The organism is Spongiactinospora gelatinilytica (assembly GCF_003236385.1).
Lineage (GTDB): Bacteria > Actinomycetota > Actinomycetes > Streptosporangiales > Streptosporangiaceae > Spongiactinospora > Spongiactinospora gelatinilytica.
The window spans coordinates 1-13,798 of record NZ_POUA01000199.1 but is presented as its reverse complement, the minus strand read 5'-3'; the positions used below and the strand labels follow the sequence as shown (position 1 = coordinate 13,798).

The window sequence follows — 13,798 nt, the reverse complement described above, 5'->3', positions numbered from 1 at the left end:
GGTGTTGGGGCTGCCGATCGCGTACAGCGTGCCGTACCCGACGCCGAGGCCGACCAGGATGCTCACGATGACGCCGAGCGCGGTGGCGTCGGCCCCGGTGAACAGGGCGAACACGTCGAGCGCGATGGCCACCCACATCAGCGACCGCCAGGTGGGGCGGCGGGAGATGCGGACCGCGGTCATGTAGGCCACGACGGACGTGAGCAGGGTGTTGAGCGGCTCGACGCCCGCCCTGCCGCCGGTGAGGAGCTGGCGGAGGTCTTCTGAGGCCATGATGAGCCACTCGCCGAGCCCGAAGGCGACCAGGACGGCGGCGATGGCCGCGATCAGTCCTTCGGCGACCCGCAGGCCGTCGCGGTGGAAGACCCGCTCGACGGCCAGGGCGGCGGGGATGATGAGCACGGCCCCGCCGCCGACGAAGCCGGCGATCATCACCAGCGGCAAGGGCGCACGGGAGGTGCCGACCTCGACGTCCTGCTCGATGCCGTTGAGCGTCTGTTTGGCCACCAGGGCCAGCAGCACGACCCCGATGACCATGAGCAGGCTGGCCAGGCAGCGCAGCGCGTCGGAGGGCCGCCGCAGGCGTTGCGGCAGCAGCGGCTCCACGACGAGCACCGGCGTGTCCCTCGTCGTGTCACCCCCCGGAGTCACCCGGCCCGTATCTCGGCCCGAGCCGTCCGCTGAGTTGTCGTCAGGGGTGGACATGGCCGGATCGCCCGGGGAGGACGTCGTGTCCTTCTCCGGGTTCTCCACCCCGTCGTGATCCCTTATTTGTGTCACCGCCCGCGATTCTGCCCCTTTCCAACCGGGCGCGCGTTATGCGGGAACATCAAGATCTGTCAACACTTCAAGATCTCTTGTCCCGCACACACGCTTCCCTCAACCCTCATGCCTATATCACCGACCGTGGTCCCCGGGCCGGTGCGGTCCCTCCATGGTGCTGTGGCCACGGTCCTCATGTCCTGTCTTCTCGCCCGTATCGGCCAAGTGGACGGCCCGTTTCGCGGGTGAGTGGACCTCCCGTCGCGGGGACCGGCCCGCCTAGCCTGTCACTATGAGTGATCTTGCAAAGCGACTGCGTGATCTCCATTCTGCCGACCGCCCGCTGGTACTGCCCAACGTCTGGGACGCGCGTACCGCCCAGGTCTTCGCGGCGACGGGCTTTCCCGCGCTGGCGACACCGAGCAGCGGCATCGCGGAGTCGCTGGGGCACACCGACCAGCAGGGGGCGCCGGTCGAGGAGATGTTCGCGGCGGCCGCGCGGATCGCGGGCGCGGTGGACGTACCGGTCACGGTCGACGCCGAGGCCGGGTACGGCCTGCCCGCCAAGGAGTTCGCCGCCCGCCTGCTGGACACCGGGGCGGTCGGCTGCAACCTTGAGGACTCCGCGCTCCCGGCGTCCGGGCTCGTGCCGGTGGACGAGCAGGTCCGGTGGCTGTCAGACGTACGGCAGGCCGCCCCCGAGCTGGTGATCAACGCGAGGGTCGACGTCTACCTGCACGGCGGCACGACGGACGACGCCGTGAAAAGGTCGATCGCCTACCTCGACGCTGGGGCGGACTGCGTCTACCCCATCCTCGCCCCCGGCGAGGCCGCCATCGCCGAGCTGGTGGAGCGCGTTCCCGGCCCGGTCAACGTGCTGTTCACGCCGGACGGCCCGAGCCTGCCGAGGCTGGCCGAGCTGGGCGTGGCCAGGGTGACCTTCGGCGGCGGCCTGTACCACGCGATGATCGACGCCGTGCGCGGCATGGCCGAGCGCATCGCGGCCGGGGCCAGCCCCTACGGAGACGAGTAGCCGGGTGGCTAGAATCGGCCGGGTGTCGGGGGATCTGAAGGTTCTGGGGGCTTGTCCGCTGGATTGCCCGGATACCTGCTCCTGGGTGGTGACCGTCAAGGACGGCGTGGCCACCTCGATGCGCGGCAATCCGGAGCACCCGTTCACGCGCGGCGCGCTGTGCGTCAAGGTCAACCGGTACCTGGAGCACGCGAGCGCCCCCGACCGCATCCTCTATCCGATGCGCCGGGTCGGCGCGAAGGGCGAGGGCCGGTTCGAGCGGATCACCTGGGAGGCGGCGTTCGACGAGATCGCCGCCAGGCTGCGCGCGATCGTCGCCGAGCACGGCGGGGAGGCGATCTGGCCGTACCAGGGCACCGGCACGCTCGGGTACATCCAGGGCGAGATGGGCCTGGCCGGGTGGCGGTTCTGGAACGTGATCGGCGCGTCTCGGCACGACCTCAACATCTGCGCGCGGTCCGGCAACGAGGGGCTGAAGCTCACCAACGGCACCTCGGCCGGGATGGACCCGGAGACGTTCGCGCTGTCCCGGCTGATCCTGCTGTGGGGCACCAACACGCTGACCACCGGGCACCACCTGTGGAAGTTCGTGCAGGAGGCGCGGGCGGGCGGCGCGTACGTGGTGGCGATCGACCCGATCCGCACGCGGACCGCCGACCAGGCCGACGAGCACCTGCCGATCCGGCCGGGCACGGACGCCGCGCTGGCGCTCGGGCTGCTGTACGTGGTGCTGGAGGAGGGCGCGGAGGACCGCGACTACCTGGAGCACCACACGCACGGCTGGGACGAGTTCAGGGCCGAGATCCTGAAATTTCCCCCGGTGCGGGTGGCGGAGATCACCGGCCTGCCCGAGGAGTCCATCCGCGCTCTCGGCCTGCGGCTGGCCACCACCCGGCCCACCGGCATCCGCGCGACCATGGGCATCCAGCGCCACGACGGCGGCGGTACGGCGATGCGCACGATCGCCTGCATCCCCGGCGTGACCGGCGACTGGCGGCGGCCGGGCGGCGGCGTGTGCTACTCCACGGCCGACCACATGCCGATCTACCCCGATGCCCGTTTCGACCTGCTGGAGAAGCCGGTCCGCAAGCTCACCATGACCCGCCTGGCCGAGGGCCTGGAGGACACCGAGGCGCCGGTCAAGTGCCTGTGGGTGTACGCGGCCAACCCGCTGGGCAGCACCCCCGACCAGAGCCGCGTCCGCCGCGGGCTGGCCAGGGAAGACCTGTTCACCGTGGTCATGGAGCAGTTCCCGACCGACACGGTCGACTACGCCGACATCGTGCTCCCGGCCACGACGCAGATCGAGCACGCCGACCTGCACGGCGGCTACGGCCACATGTACCTGGTGTGGAACGAGCCCGCCGTGCCGCCGCCCGGCGAGTGCCTGTCCACCACCGAGACCTTCCGCCGGCTGGCCCGGCACATGGGGATGACCGAGCCCGCGCTGTTCGACTCCGACCTTGAGCTGGCCGAGCAGTTGCTCGGCTCGGGCGATCCGGCGCTCTCCGGGGTCACGCTCGACCGGCTGCGCAAGGAGGGCTGGGTACGGCTGGCGGTGCCCACTCCGTTCGTGCCGTTCACGGAGGGGTTTCCGACGCCGAGCGGGCGGCTGGAGTTCGTCTCGGAGCGGGCGGCGGCCCTGGGGCTGCCCAGGGTCGCCGGATACATCCCGCCGATGACGTCCCGGGTGACCTCGCGCGAGTACCCGCTGATGTTGGTCACGCCCGCCTCGCACACCTTCCTCAACACGATCTTCGCCAACAACCCCGAGCTGCGCCGCCGTGCCAAGGGGCCGAAGGTGCTGGTCAGCGAGCCGGACGCGACCGCGCGGGGGCTGACGGACGGCCAGTGGGCCAGGGTGTTCAACGCGCACGGCGAGTTCACCGCCGAGGTGGAGATCAGCGACCGGGTGCGGCCCGGCGTGGCCGCGACGTTCAAGGGTCACTGGGCCAAGCTCAGCCCCGGCGGGACGAACGTCAACGCGGTGGTGGAGGAGCGCGACACCGATCTGGGCCCGGGTGTGGCCTTCCACGACAACTTCGTGGAGATCAGTCCAGCGTGAGCACGCACTGGGTCTCGGTCACGCTGGGGTCGGAGGGCAGCGCCATCGTCCGGCCGCTCGGGGCGAATCCCTTGCTCCGGTAGAGCGCGAAGGCGGGGTCGTTGGCGTCCACGACCCACAGGCCGACCCGGCGGGCGCCGGCCGTACGGGCCCAGGCCAGGGCCTCGTCCACGAGCAGCGAGCCGATGCCGCGCCCGCGGTGGGCGGGATCGATCCACATCGCGATGAGGTGCGCTGTTCCGGGGACTTCGTCCCGCTCGTCCATGAAGATGCCGACCAGTCCGACGTCCGCCCCGTCGGCCACCGCGACGTACCGCGCGGGCGTGCCCTCCGCCAGGCGGGCCTCCCACTCGGCGTCGGACATCGCGGCCTCCTTGGCGTAGGTGGAGGCGAAGGCGTGCGGCGACTCCGCCAGCGCCCTGAGCCGGATCTCGCGGAACCGCCGCCCCTCGCCCACCGCCAGGCGATCGATCACCACATCACTCACGTTCTCCCCCAAATCACCGGGTTCCCGCCGCAATCGTAACGTTCAAGATCGTGACTCGCCGGGAAGGACCGCCCTGTCAGGGCGGGTAGGGGGTCAATCAGGGTTTGTCCCCGATGTGAGGTGACGAGTCGATGACGCACTCTTGGGATATGAACGAAAAGCAACTGACCCGGGGCGAGGAGATGTCGCTCGCCGGCGCGGCCCTGCGGGGGGCGCCTTGGAAGGCCGCCGTGATCAGCGGTGGCGCGGTGGCCGCGGCCAGCCTGACCATGGGGTGGCTGCTACCCGGCCCCGCGAGTCCGACCTGGGCGCTGTGCCTGGGGATCACGCTGTTCACGCTGATCGCGGCCGTCGGGGCGATCGCCCGGCCCGACGTGAGCGACCGGGTCACCCGGCAGGCCCGGGTGTGGTCGCTGCGGCACCCCTTCAAGTTCGCGCTCTATCCGGCCGCGGCCGCCGCGATCCTGATGTACCCGGTGCAGCTCATCCTGGACGGCAACGGCATGTTCGGCGCGGCGTGGGACGCCGTGTGGGGCGGCGCGGTGATCTACCTGATCGCCGGGGTGCTCGCCGTGGCGCTCAAGGGACGTGCCGTCCAGTCCCGCTGAGGTGGTCGTACGCGAGCCGGCCCCATCAACCGCACAGGCGCCGGCGGACCCGAACGGACAGACCCGAACGGACAGACCCGAACAGACGGCTCCGAAACGACTCGACGCCCTCAGGGGCCGGCATGGTCACCCATGCCCGATCGTCAGGACCACGATGGTCCTGCGGCGACCCGGCCCCGAGGGCGGCGAAGCGACCGGCCCGCTCAGTGCCCCGCACCCGCGAGGTTCAGCCCGACCACGCCGGTCAGGATGAGCCCGATGGACACGATCTTGACGATCGAGGCGTCGTCGCCGAGCAGCAGGATGCCGACCACCGCCGTACCGACCGCGCCGATGCCGGTCCACACCGCGTAGGCGGTGCCCACCTCCAGGCTCTTCAGCGCCATCGCCAGCAGCCCGAAGCTCAGCACGGCGAACACCCCGAAGGACACCGCCCACCAAACCTGGGTGAACCCGTGACTCATCTTCAGCGAGTACGCCATCGCGACCTCGAACACTCCGGCGGCGATGAGAATCAACCAGGCCATGCCTCTTCTCCCTCTCACGGACGGCTGTCGATGCGTCGTCTTGTCGGAGCCGGGTACGGCGCGTCTCGTCCGGGAGGCCGGGCCTCAACTCGCACGCTAGCAAACGTCCCCCGACAGGGTGAACGGTCCCCTGCGGCATACCCCGGTTGACCCGGTTACTGGCGGGTAGCATCCTAGGAGAGGTTACTGACCAGTACGTAACATGCTGACGGAGCGGGGCCATGGGTCATTACAAGAGCAACGTACGCGACCTCGAATTCAACCTGTTCGAGGTGTTCGGCCGCGGGGACATCCTGGGCACCGGCCGCTACGCCGACCTCGACGAGGACACCGCGCGCAGCATCCTGGACGAGGCGAACCGGCTGGCCACCGGCACACTGGCCGACTCGTTCGAGGACAGTGACCGCAACCCGCCGGTGTTCGACCCCGCCGCCGCCTCGGTGACCATGCCGGAGAGCTTCAAGAAGTCCTACCGGGCGCTGGTCGAGGGCGGCTGGGCGCAGATCGCGCTGCCGCCCGAGCTGAACGGCCCCGGCGTGCCGCCCAGCCTGGTGTGGGCGGTCTCCGAACTGGTCCTCGGCGCGAACCCGGCCGCCTTCATGTACGCAGGGGGCGCCAGCTTCTGCCACACCCTGTGGACGGTCGGCACCCCCGAGCAGAAGCGCTTCGCCGAGCTGGCCATCGAGCGCGACTGGGCCGCCACCATGGTGCTGACCGAGCCGGACGCCGGTTCCGACGTGGGCGCCGGCCGTACCAAGGCGATCAGGCAGCCGGACGGCACCTGGCACATCGAGGGCGTCAAGCGGTTCATCACCGGGGCCGAGCACGACCTGAGCGACAACATCGTCCACCTGGTGCTGGCCCGCCCCGAGGGCGCGGGGCCGGGCACCAAGGGCCTGTCGATGTTCGTCGTGCCGAAGTACCAGGTGGACCTCGAAACCGGCGAGCTGGGCGAGCGCAACGGCGTCTACGTGACCAACCTTGAGAAGAAGATGGGCCTGAAGGTTTCCACGACCTGCGAGCTGACCTTCGGCGAGCGGCACCCCGCGGTCGGTACGCTGGTCGGCGACGTGCACGAGGGCATCAAGCAGATGTTCCTGATCATCGAGCATGCCCGGATGACCGTCGGCACCAAGGCCATCGCCACCCTGTCCACCGGCTACCTCAACGCGCTGGCCTTCGCCAGGGAGCGGGTGCAGGGCGCGGACCTGACGCAGATGACCGACAAGACCGCCCCCCGCGTCACCATCGTCAACCACCCCGACGTACGGCGTGAGCTGATGATGCAGAAGACCTACGCCGAGGGCATGCGGGCCCTGGTGCTGCTCGCCGCGACCTACCAGGACGCCGTCCGGCTCGACCCGGACGACACGGCCGCGCACGCCATGAACGACCTGCTGCTCCCCCTGGTGAAGGGGGTCGGCTCGGAGCGCTCCTACGAGATGCTGACCCGCTCGCTACAGACGCTGGGCGGCTCGGGATACCTCCAGGACTACCCGATCGAGCAGTACATCAGGGACGCCAAGATCGATTCCCTTTACGAGGGGACGACCGCGATCCAGGGCATGGACCTGTTCTTCCGGAAGATCGTCCGCAACCAGGGCGGCGCGCTGCGCTCGCTGGTCGGCGAGATCGAGGCGTTCGCGACCTCCGAGGCGGGCAACGGCCGGCTGAAGGAGGCGCGCGGGCTGCTGGCCGAGGCCGTCGCCGACGTCACCGCGATGGGCGACACGATGACGCACTGGGCGCTGTCCTCGCTGGAGGCCCCCAGAGAGATCTACAAGGTCGGGCTGAACACCACCCGGTTCCTGCTGGCGCTGGGCGACCTGGTGATCGGCTGGCTGCTGCTCCGGCAGGCCGAGGTGGCGCTGACGGCGCTCGCCGACGGCGACACCGACCGGGCGTTCTACTCCGGCAAGGTGGCGGGGGCCGCGTTCTTCGCGCAGAACGTACTGCCCCGGCTGGCGGCCGAGCGCCGGGCGCTGGCCGCCACCGGGCTGGACCTGATGGACCTGCCTGAGGACGCCTTCTAGAACCGCTCGCGGCGGCCTGACCCGCGCTTAAGCCGGGTCAGGCCATCAGGGCGGGCAGAGTGCCCTCGTGCGTGGTGCGCAGGGTCTCGACGGGGATGTCCAGCACGCCGGGGATCGACAGCGCCGCGCCGCCCGTGGTGCCCAGCGTCGTGCAGGGCACCTCGTGCTTGCCGCACAGCGCGGCGAAGGCGTCGAACGACTCGGGGCGTACGGTGACCAGCGCCCGGCTCGCCGACTCGCTGAACAGCGCCACGAACGGGTCGTCGCCCGGCGGCAGGCTGACCGTCGCGCCGACCCCGTGGGCCAGGCACGACTCGGCCAGCGCCACCGCGAGCCCGCCGTCGGACAGGTCGTGCGACCCGGTCAGCAGGCCGCGCGCGGCGGCCTCGGTGAGGACGGTGGCCAGGGCCCGCTCGACCTCCGGCTGGAACCGCGGCGGCAGGCCGCCGAGGTGCCCGTGCTCGACATGCGCCCACTCCGAGCCGCCGAACTCCGCGGTCGTCTCGCCGAGCAACAGGACCCGCTCATCGGGGCCGGTGAACCCGTGCGGCACGCGCCGGCGTACGTCGTCGAGCACGCCGAGCACGCCCACGACCGGCGTGGGGTTGATGGCGGCCGACCCGGTCTGGTTGTAGAAGGACACGTTGCCGCCGGTGACCGGCACGCCGAGCGCCCGGCAGGCGTCGGCCAGCCCGCGTACCGCCTCGGCGAACTGCCACATGACCTCGGGGTCTTCCGGAGAGCCGAAGTTGAGGCAGTTGGTGACGGCGAGCGGGCGCGCGCCGGTGACGGCGACGTTGCGATAGGACTCGGCCAGCGCGAGCTGCGCCCCGCAGTAGGGGTCGAGCCGGGCGTACCGGCCGTTGCCGTCGGTGGCCAGGGCGATCCCCCGCACGGTCTCGGACGCGCCCGGCATGACCTCGCCGATGCGCAGCACGCCCGCGTCGGCGGGCTGGGCGAGCACCGTGTTGCCGCGCACGTATCGGTCGTACTGGCTCGTCACCCACTCCTTGGAGGCCAGGTTGGGCGAGCCGAGCAGGCGCAGCAGCGTCGCGCCGAGGTCGCCGGGGCGGGCCAGGCGGGACGGGTCGTCGGCGTTGAGAGCGTGCTGCCCGGCGGGCTCCGCGTAGGGCCGCTGGTAGACCGGCCCCTCGTCGGCGGCGGTGCCCGGCTCGATGTCCACGATGGTCTCGCCGTGCCAGGTCATCACCAGCCGTCCGGTGTCGGTGACCTCGCCGATCACCGTCGCCGGGATGTCCCACTTACGGCAGATCTCCATGAAGGCCGGGATGTCCGCGGGCGTGACGACCGCCATCATCCGCTCCTGCGACTCCGACATCAGGATCTCTTCGGGGCGCAGCCTGGGGTCGCGCAGCGGCACGAGGTCCAGCCGGACGTCCATCCCGCCGGTGCCCTTGGCGGCCAGCTCGGTGGTCGCGCAGGCGACGCCGGCCGCGCCGAGGTCCTGGATGCCGACGACCACGTCGGCCGCGAAGAGCTCCAGGCAGCACTCGATCAGCAGCTTCTCCATGAACGGGTCGCCGACCTGCACGCTCGGCCGCTTGGCCTGCGACTCGTCCTCGAAGGTCGCCGAGGCGAGCACGGACGCGCCGCCGATGCCGTCAGGGCCGGTGAGCGCGCCGAACAGGACGACCTGGTTGCCCGGCCCCGGCGCGGTGGCCAGCTTGATCTGGTCTTTCCGCAGCAGGCCGACGCAGAGCGCGTTGACCAGCGGGTTGCCGATGTAGCAGGGGTCGAACACGACCTCGCCGCCGATGTTGGGCAGGCCCAGGCAGTTGCCGTAGGAGCTGATGCCCTCGACCACGCCGGGCAGCACTCTGCGGGTGTCGGGCGCGTCGGCCGCGCCGAACCGCAGGGAGTCCATCACCGCGACGGGGCGGGCGCCCATGGACATGATGTCGCGCACGATGCCGCCGACGCCGGTGGCCGCGCCCTGGTGCGGCTCGACGTAGGAGGGGTGGTTGTGCGACTCGATCTTGAAGGTCGCCGCCCATCCGTCGCCGATGTCGACCACGCCCGCGTTCTCGCCCATGCCGACCAGCAGGGCCTCGGACTTGGGGGCCTTGGTGCCGAACTGCCGCAGGTGCACCTTGGAGGACTTGTAGGAGCAGTGCTCGCTCCACATGACGCTGTAGATGGCCAGCTCGCTGCTGGTGGGCCGGCGGCCGAGGATGTCGCGCACCCGCTGGTACTCGTCGTCCTTCATGCCCAGCTCGGCGTACGGCTGCGGCTCCTGCGGGGTCTCCGCGGCGCGGCCAACAGAGTCGATCATGCGTTCACCATGGTCTTGAGGAGGGACGTGAAAAAGCCGAGCCCGTCGGTGCCCGGCCCGCCGGTGAGGTCTTCCAGGGCGTGCTCGGGGTGCGGCATCAGGCCGACGACGTTGCCCGCCTCGTTGCTGACGCCCGCGATGTCGTTGAGCGAGCCGTTGGGGTTGCCCAGGTAGCGCACGACCACCCGGCCGCCGGACTCCAGCGCCGCCAGCGTCTCGGCGTCGGCCACGTAGCGGCCCTCGCCGTGCTTGATCGGGATCACGACCTCCTGGCCGCGGGTGTAGGCGGAGGTCCAGGCGGTGGCGGTGGACTCGATGCGCAGCCGCTGGTCACGGCAGATGTAGTGCAGGCCGGCGTTCTTCACCAGCGCGCCGGGCAGCAGGTGGGCCTCGCACAGGATCTGGAAGCCGTTGCAGGTGCCGAGCACCGGCAGCCCGGCGCGGGCCGCGGGCACCAGCTCGCCCATCAGCGGCGCGAACCGGGAGATGGCCCCGCAGCGCAGGTAGTCGCCGTAGGAGAAGCCTCCGGGGAGGAACACGGCGTCCACGCCGCGCAGGTCGGTGTCGGCGTGCCACAGCGGCACCGGCTCGGCCCCGGCGTGCCGTACGGCACGCGCGGCGTCCTGGTCGTCCAGTGTCCCCGGAAAAGTGACCACGCCCACACGGGCAGCACTCATCGCCGTATTTCCCCTCCGCGCACCAGGGCGCCGCCGACATGCTTGCGACATGAAGGCTACCCGCGGTCAGACAGCGGCCAGTGCCAGGTCTCGGCTCGCCGCCGCCTCCTCGTCCCAGGAAAGCCGTTTGCGCAGGTGGACCGTGGTGCCACGGCCAGGTTCACTGTTGAAGAAGATCTCATCGACGACCGCCTGCATGATCAGGATGCCGCGGCCGTTCTCCATGTCGGCGGGCGGATAGCGGTCGGGGACGACGGTCAGGCCGAGGCCCCTGTCGATGACCCGCAGATCGCAGCGGCCCTCCCCGATCGCGGCGAGCACCTGGTAGCGGTTGGCCGGCCCCCCGTGCCGTACCGCGTTGGCGCACGCCTCGGAGGCGGCCAGCAGGATGTCTGCGACGCAGGTCTCGGCCACGCCGAGCGAACGCAGGGCATCGCCCAACACTCGGCGGACCATCGGAATACCTACTGCATCTCGTGGAAGAGCCAGCGAGAACTCGATGTCCACCCGAGTCCCTCCCCGTCGCGGATCGTCACCTTGACAAGGCTTCCCCGAGAAATCGGGCCTAACCGCAAAATAACGCTGTTGTTATTTACTGTTGGTCAACCTGTGGGATTGTGGCACGTCCTGAGCCCGCTTTACGTCATGCTGTGCAAGCTTTGTGCGTCAAATGTGCTATTTTACTCCGCCGTCTCGCCCTCGACGCGAACGGTGAAGTCCTCGATCACGGGATTGGCCAGCAGGGTCTCGGCCATCTTTCGGATGTCCGCAAGCGCGGCCTCGTCGGCGGGGCCGTCCAGCTCGATCTCGAATCGCTTGCCCTGGCGTACCGCGGAGACCCCGGAGAACCCCAGGCGCGGCAGCGCGCGGGCGATGGCCTGCCCCTGCGGGTCAAGGATCTCGGGCTTCAGCATGACGTCGACGATGGCGCGCGCCACGGTGTTCCTCCAGGATGGGGCGGGGATGAGCGGCTCCAGGCTACTCCAGGCCGGGGGATGTGCCGAGCGGGCGGTACGAACGTGTGATGTGCCGCACATCGGGCACATCTGGAGCGGGCCACAGGGGAAGGACATGAAGTGGACGCATGAAGTGGACAGGGCTCGGGTCTTGCGCACCCCGCTGTGGCCTCTGCCACGATGTGCACATACGCGCACGGCCCACAACCATCTGGGACGTACGTGTGGGCAACCGGCCGAATGTGGATGGCGATCCCATCCGCCCGGCCCCGAGCGTACAGGAGCGGCACGTGACGACCGACGCCTCTCACGACTTCACCAGACCGAACACAGGGGCGTTCTCCCCGGCGAACACGGGGACGGACGAACCCCCTCTCGTCCAGCTTCTCACCCCCGAGGGCGAGCGGGTCCACCACCCCGACTACGACATCGATCTGACCCCGGACGAGGTCAAGAGCCTCTACCGCGACCTGGTCATGGTCCGCCGCGTCGATCTGGAGGCGGTCTCGCTCCAGCGGCAGGGCGAACTCGGGCTCTGGGCCTCACTGCTCGGCCAGGAGGCCGCGCAGGTCGGCTCCGGCCGGGCGCTGACCAACGCCGACATGGCCTTCCCCACCTACCGCGAGCACGGTGTCGCCTGGTGCCGCGACGTGGACCCGGTCAAGCTGCTCGGCATGTTCCGCGGCGTGAACCACGGCGGCTGGAACCCGGCCGAGCACAACTTCCACCTCTACACGATCGTCATCGGCACCCAGACCCTGCACGCCGTCGGCTACGCCATGGGCATGCAGCGCGACGGCGCGGTCGGCGAGGACGGTTCGGCCACCATCGTGTACTTCGGCGACGGCGCCACCTCCCAGGGCGACGTCAACGAGGCGTTCACCTGGGCCAGCGTGTTCAACGCGCCGGTCGTGTTCTTCTGCCAGAACAACCAGTGGGCGATCTCCGAACCGCTGGAGAAGCAGACCCGCATCCCCCTCTACCGGCGGGCCAGCGGCTTCGGCTTCCCCGGCGTCCGGGTGGACGGCAACGACGTGTTCGCCTGCCTCGCGGTGACCACGCAGGCGCTCAAGGCCGCCCGCGAGGGCCAGGGCCCCACCCTGATCGAGGCGTTCACCTACCGGATGGGCGCGCACACCACCTCCGACGACCCGACCCGGTACCGGGTCGCCACCGAGCTGGAGGCGTGGAAGCTCAAGGACCCGATCGAGCGCGTCAAGGCGTACCTGTTCAAGAACCGGCTCGCCGACCAGGACTTCTTCGACGCCGTGGACACGGAGGCCGACGCCCTCGGCCGCGACGTGCGCAAACGATGTCTGGAGCTGCCCGACCCCGACCCGCTGGCGATGTTCGAGCACGTCTACTCCGAGCCGCACGCGCTGACGGCGGAGGAGCGCGACCAGTTCGCCGCCTACCTGGCGGGATTCGACGACGCGGCCGGAGGTGAGACCCGATGACCACGCTCAGCCTGGGCAAGGCGATCAACGAGAGCCTGCGCAAGGCCATGGAGGACGACCCGAAGGTCCTGGTCATGGGCGAGGACGTCGGCAGGCTCGGCGGCGTGTTCCGGGTCACCGACGGGTTGCAGAAGGACTTCGGCGAGGATCGTGTCATCGACACCCCGCTGGCCGAGTCCGGCATCGTCGGCACCGCGATCGGCCTCGCGCTGCGCGGCTACCGGCCGGTGTGCGAGATCCAGTTCGACGGGTTCGTGTTCCCGGCGACCAACCAGATCATCACCCAGCTCGCGAAGATGCCGATGCGCTCGCTCGGCGCGCTCAAGCTGCCCGTGGTGATCCGCATCCCCTGCGGCGGCGGCATCGGCGCGGTCGAGCACCACAGCGAGTCGCCCGAGGCGTACTTCACGCACACCGCCGGCCTGCGCGTCGTCGCCTGCTCCAACCCGGTGGACGCGTACTCCATGCTCCAGCAGGCCATCCGCTGCGACGACCCGGTGATCTTCTTCGAGCCCAAGCGGCGTTACTGGGACAAGGCCGACGTGGACATCTCCGGCGCGGAGGACTGGAAGCCGCTGGACAAGGCGTCCGTCGTGCGGCGGGGTGACGACCTCACCATGCTCGCGTACGGGCCGATGGTGAAGACCTGCCTGGAGGCCGCTGCCGCCGCCGAGGAGGACGGGCGGTCCATCGAGGTGGTGGACCTGCGTTCGCTCAACCCTCTGGACACCGCGACGCTGGTCGAGTCGGTCGGCCGTACCGGGCGGTGCGTGGTGGTCCACGAGGCCCCCATCTACAGCGGTTTCGGCGCCGAACTCGCGGCGCGGCTCACCGAGCCGTGCTTTTACCGGCTGGAGGCCCCGGTGATCCGCGTGGGCGGGTTCTCCACGCCCTACCCGC

Annotated in this window: 12 protein-coding genes, 1 pseudogene and 1 riboswitch; of the genes and pseudogenes, 6 read left to right on the top strand and 7 right to left on the bottom strand. The window is 70.3% G+C overall.

Annotated features, from left to right (window positions below; genetic code table 11):
• Positions 1-780, bottom strand: a pseudogene (locus tag C1I98_RS23215) (hypothetical protein); the annotation flags it as partial.
• Positions 781-1,054: 274 nt separating this feature from the next.
• Here C1I98_RS23215 and C1I98_RS23210 point away from each other — a divergent pair.
• On the top strand, positions 1,055-1,795 hold the full coding sequence (locus C1I98_RS23210; RefSeq protein WP_111169545.1) for an isocitrate lyase/PEP mutase family protein: 741 nt from the start codon (positions 1,055-1,057) through the stop codon (positions 1,793-1,795).
• Positions 1,796-1,817: 22 nt separating this feature from the next.
• On the top strand, positions 1,818-3,860 hold the full coding sequence (locus C1I98_RS23205) for a molybdopterin-containing oxidoreductase family protein (protein WP_233508103.1): 2,043 nt from the start codon (positions 1,818-1,820) through the stop codon (positions 3,858-3,860).
• Here the strand turns inward: C1I98_RS23205 and C1I98_RS23200 are convergent.
• Entirely contained in the window at positions 3,847-4,347 is a 501-nt protein-coding gene (locus C1I98_RS23200; RefSeq protein ID WP_146607580.1) for a GNAT family N-acetyltransferase, read from the bottom strand. The two genes, C1I98_RS23205 and C1I98_RS23200, sit on opposite strands and share 14 nt — an antisense overlap.
• Positions 4,348-4,496: 149 nt before the next feature.
• Here C1I98_RS23200 and C1I98_RS23195 point away from each other — a divergent pair, with 149 nt between their 5' ends.
• Positions 4,497-4,955 (top strand): hypothetical protein, encoded by a 459-nt coding sequence (locus C1I98_RS23195; RefSeq protein ID WP_111169543.1) that lies wholly within the window; start codon positions 4,497-4,499, stop codon positions 4,953-4,955.
• Between the two features lie 203 nt (positions 4,956-5,158).
• On the opposite strand, the gene C1I98_RS23190 is transcribed toward C1I98_RS23195, so the two are convergent.
• Positions 5,159-5,482 carry a DMT family transporter gene (locus C1I98_RS23190; RefSeq protein ID WP_111169542.1) on the bottom strand — a complete coding sequence of 108 codons (324 nt, stop codon included), beginning with the start codon at positions 5,480-5,482 and terminating at the stop codon, positions 5,159-5,161.
• 29 nt (positions 5,483-5,511) lie between these two features.
• Positions 5,512-5,571: riboswitch (guanidine-III (ykkC-III) riboswitch) on the bottom strand.
• Between the two features lie 132 nt (positions 5,572-5,703).
• On the opposite strand from C1I98_RS23190, the gene C1I98_RS23185 reads away from it, so the two are divergent.
• Complete coding sequence (locus C1I98_RS23185) at positions 5,704-7,515, top strand: acyl-CoA dehydrogenase (protein WP_111169541.1); 1,812 nt, start codon at positions 5,704-5,706, stop codon at positions 7,513-7,515.
• A gap of 37 nt (positions 7,516-7,552) precedes the next feature.
• Here the strand turns inward: C1I98_RS23185 and purL are convergent, their stop codons facing one another.
• The 4 genes from purL to purS form a co-directional block, all read right to left on the bottom strand.
• On the bottom strand, positions 7,553-9,808 hold the full coding sequence (gene purL, locus C1I98_RS23180) for a phosphoribosylformylglycinamidine synthase subunit PurL (RefSeq protein WP_111169540.1): 2,256 nt from the start codon (positions 9,806-9,808) through the stop codon (positions 7,553-7,555).
• Entirely contained in the window at positions 9,805-10,485 is a 681-nt protein-coding gene (gene purQ / locus C1I98_RS23175; RefSeq protein WP_111169539.1) for a phosphoribosylformylglycinamidine synthase subunit PurQ, read from the bottom strand. The genes purL and purQ overlap by 4 nt, the downstream gene beginning before the upstream one ends.
• Positions 10,486-10,551: 66 nt before the next feature.
• Positions 10,552-10,941, bottom strand: a complete 390-nt coding sequence (locus tag C1I98_RS23170; RefSeq protein WP_306461906.1) for an ATP-binding protein — start codon at positions 10,939-10,941, stop codon at positions 10,552-10,554.
• A gap of 224 nt (positions 10,942-11,165) precedes the next feature.
• Positions 11,166-11,423, bottom strand: a complete 258-nt coding sequence (gene purS, locus C1I98_RS23165; RefSeq protein WP_111169537.1) for a phosphoribosylformylglycinamidine synthase subunit PurS — start codon at positions 11,421-11,423, stop codon at positions 11,166-11,168.
• 308 nt (positions 11,424-11,731) lie between these two features.
• On the opposite strand from purS, the gene pdhA reads away from it, so the two are divergent.
• Positions 11,732-12,898 carry a pyruvate dehydrogenase (acetyl-transferring) E1 component subunit alpha gene (gene pdhA / locus C1I98_RS23160; RefSeq protein WP_111169546.1) on the top strand — a complete coding sequence of 389 codons (1,167 nt, stop codon included), beginning with the start codon at positions 11,732-11,734 and terminating at the stop codon, positions 12,896-12,898.
• The coding region (locus tag C1I98_RS23155; protein ID WP_111169536.1) for an alpha-ketoacid dehydrogenase subunit beta at positions 12,895-13,798 on the top strand (904 nt) is incomplete at its 3' end. The genes pdhA and C1I98_RS23155, both read left to right, overlap by 4 nt.

Coding starts and splice junctions, on each gene's coding strand:
- purQ (WP_111169539.1), bottom strand. CDS start 10,485: ATGAGTGCTGCCCGTGTGGGCGTGGTCACTTTTCCGGGGACACTGGAC.
- C1I98_RS23185 (WP_111169541.1), top strand. CDS start 5,704: ATGGGTCATTACAAGAGCAACGTACGCGACCTCGAATTCAACCTGTTC.
- C1I98_RS23195 (WP_111169543.1), top strand. CDS start 4,497: ATGAACGAAAAGCAACTGACCCGGGGCGAGGAGATGTCGCTCGCCGGC.
- C1I98_RS23210 (WP_111169545.1), top strand. CDS start 1,055: ATGAGTGATCTTGCAAAGCGACTGCGTGATCTCCATTCTGCCGACCGC.
- C1I98_RS23190 (WP_111169542.1), bottom strand. CDS start 5,482: ATGGCCTGGTTGATTCTCATCGCCGCCGGAGTGTTCGAGGTCGCGATG.
- C1I98_RS23170 (WP_306461906.1), bottom strand. CDS start 10,941: ATGGTCCGCCGAGTGTTGGGCGATGCCCTGCGTTCGCTCGGCGTGGCC.
- purL (WP_111169540.1), bottom strand. CDS start 9,808: ATGATCGACTCTGTTGGCCGCGCCGCGGAGACCCCGCAGGAGCCGCAG.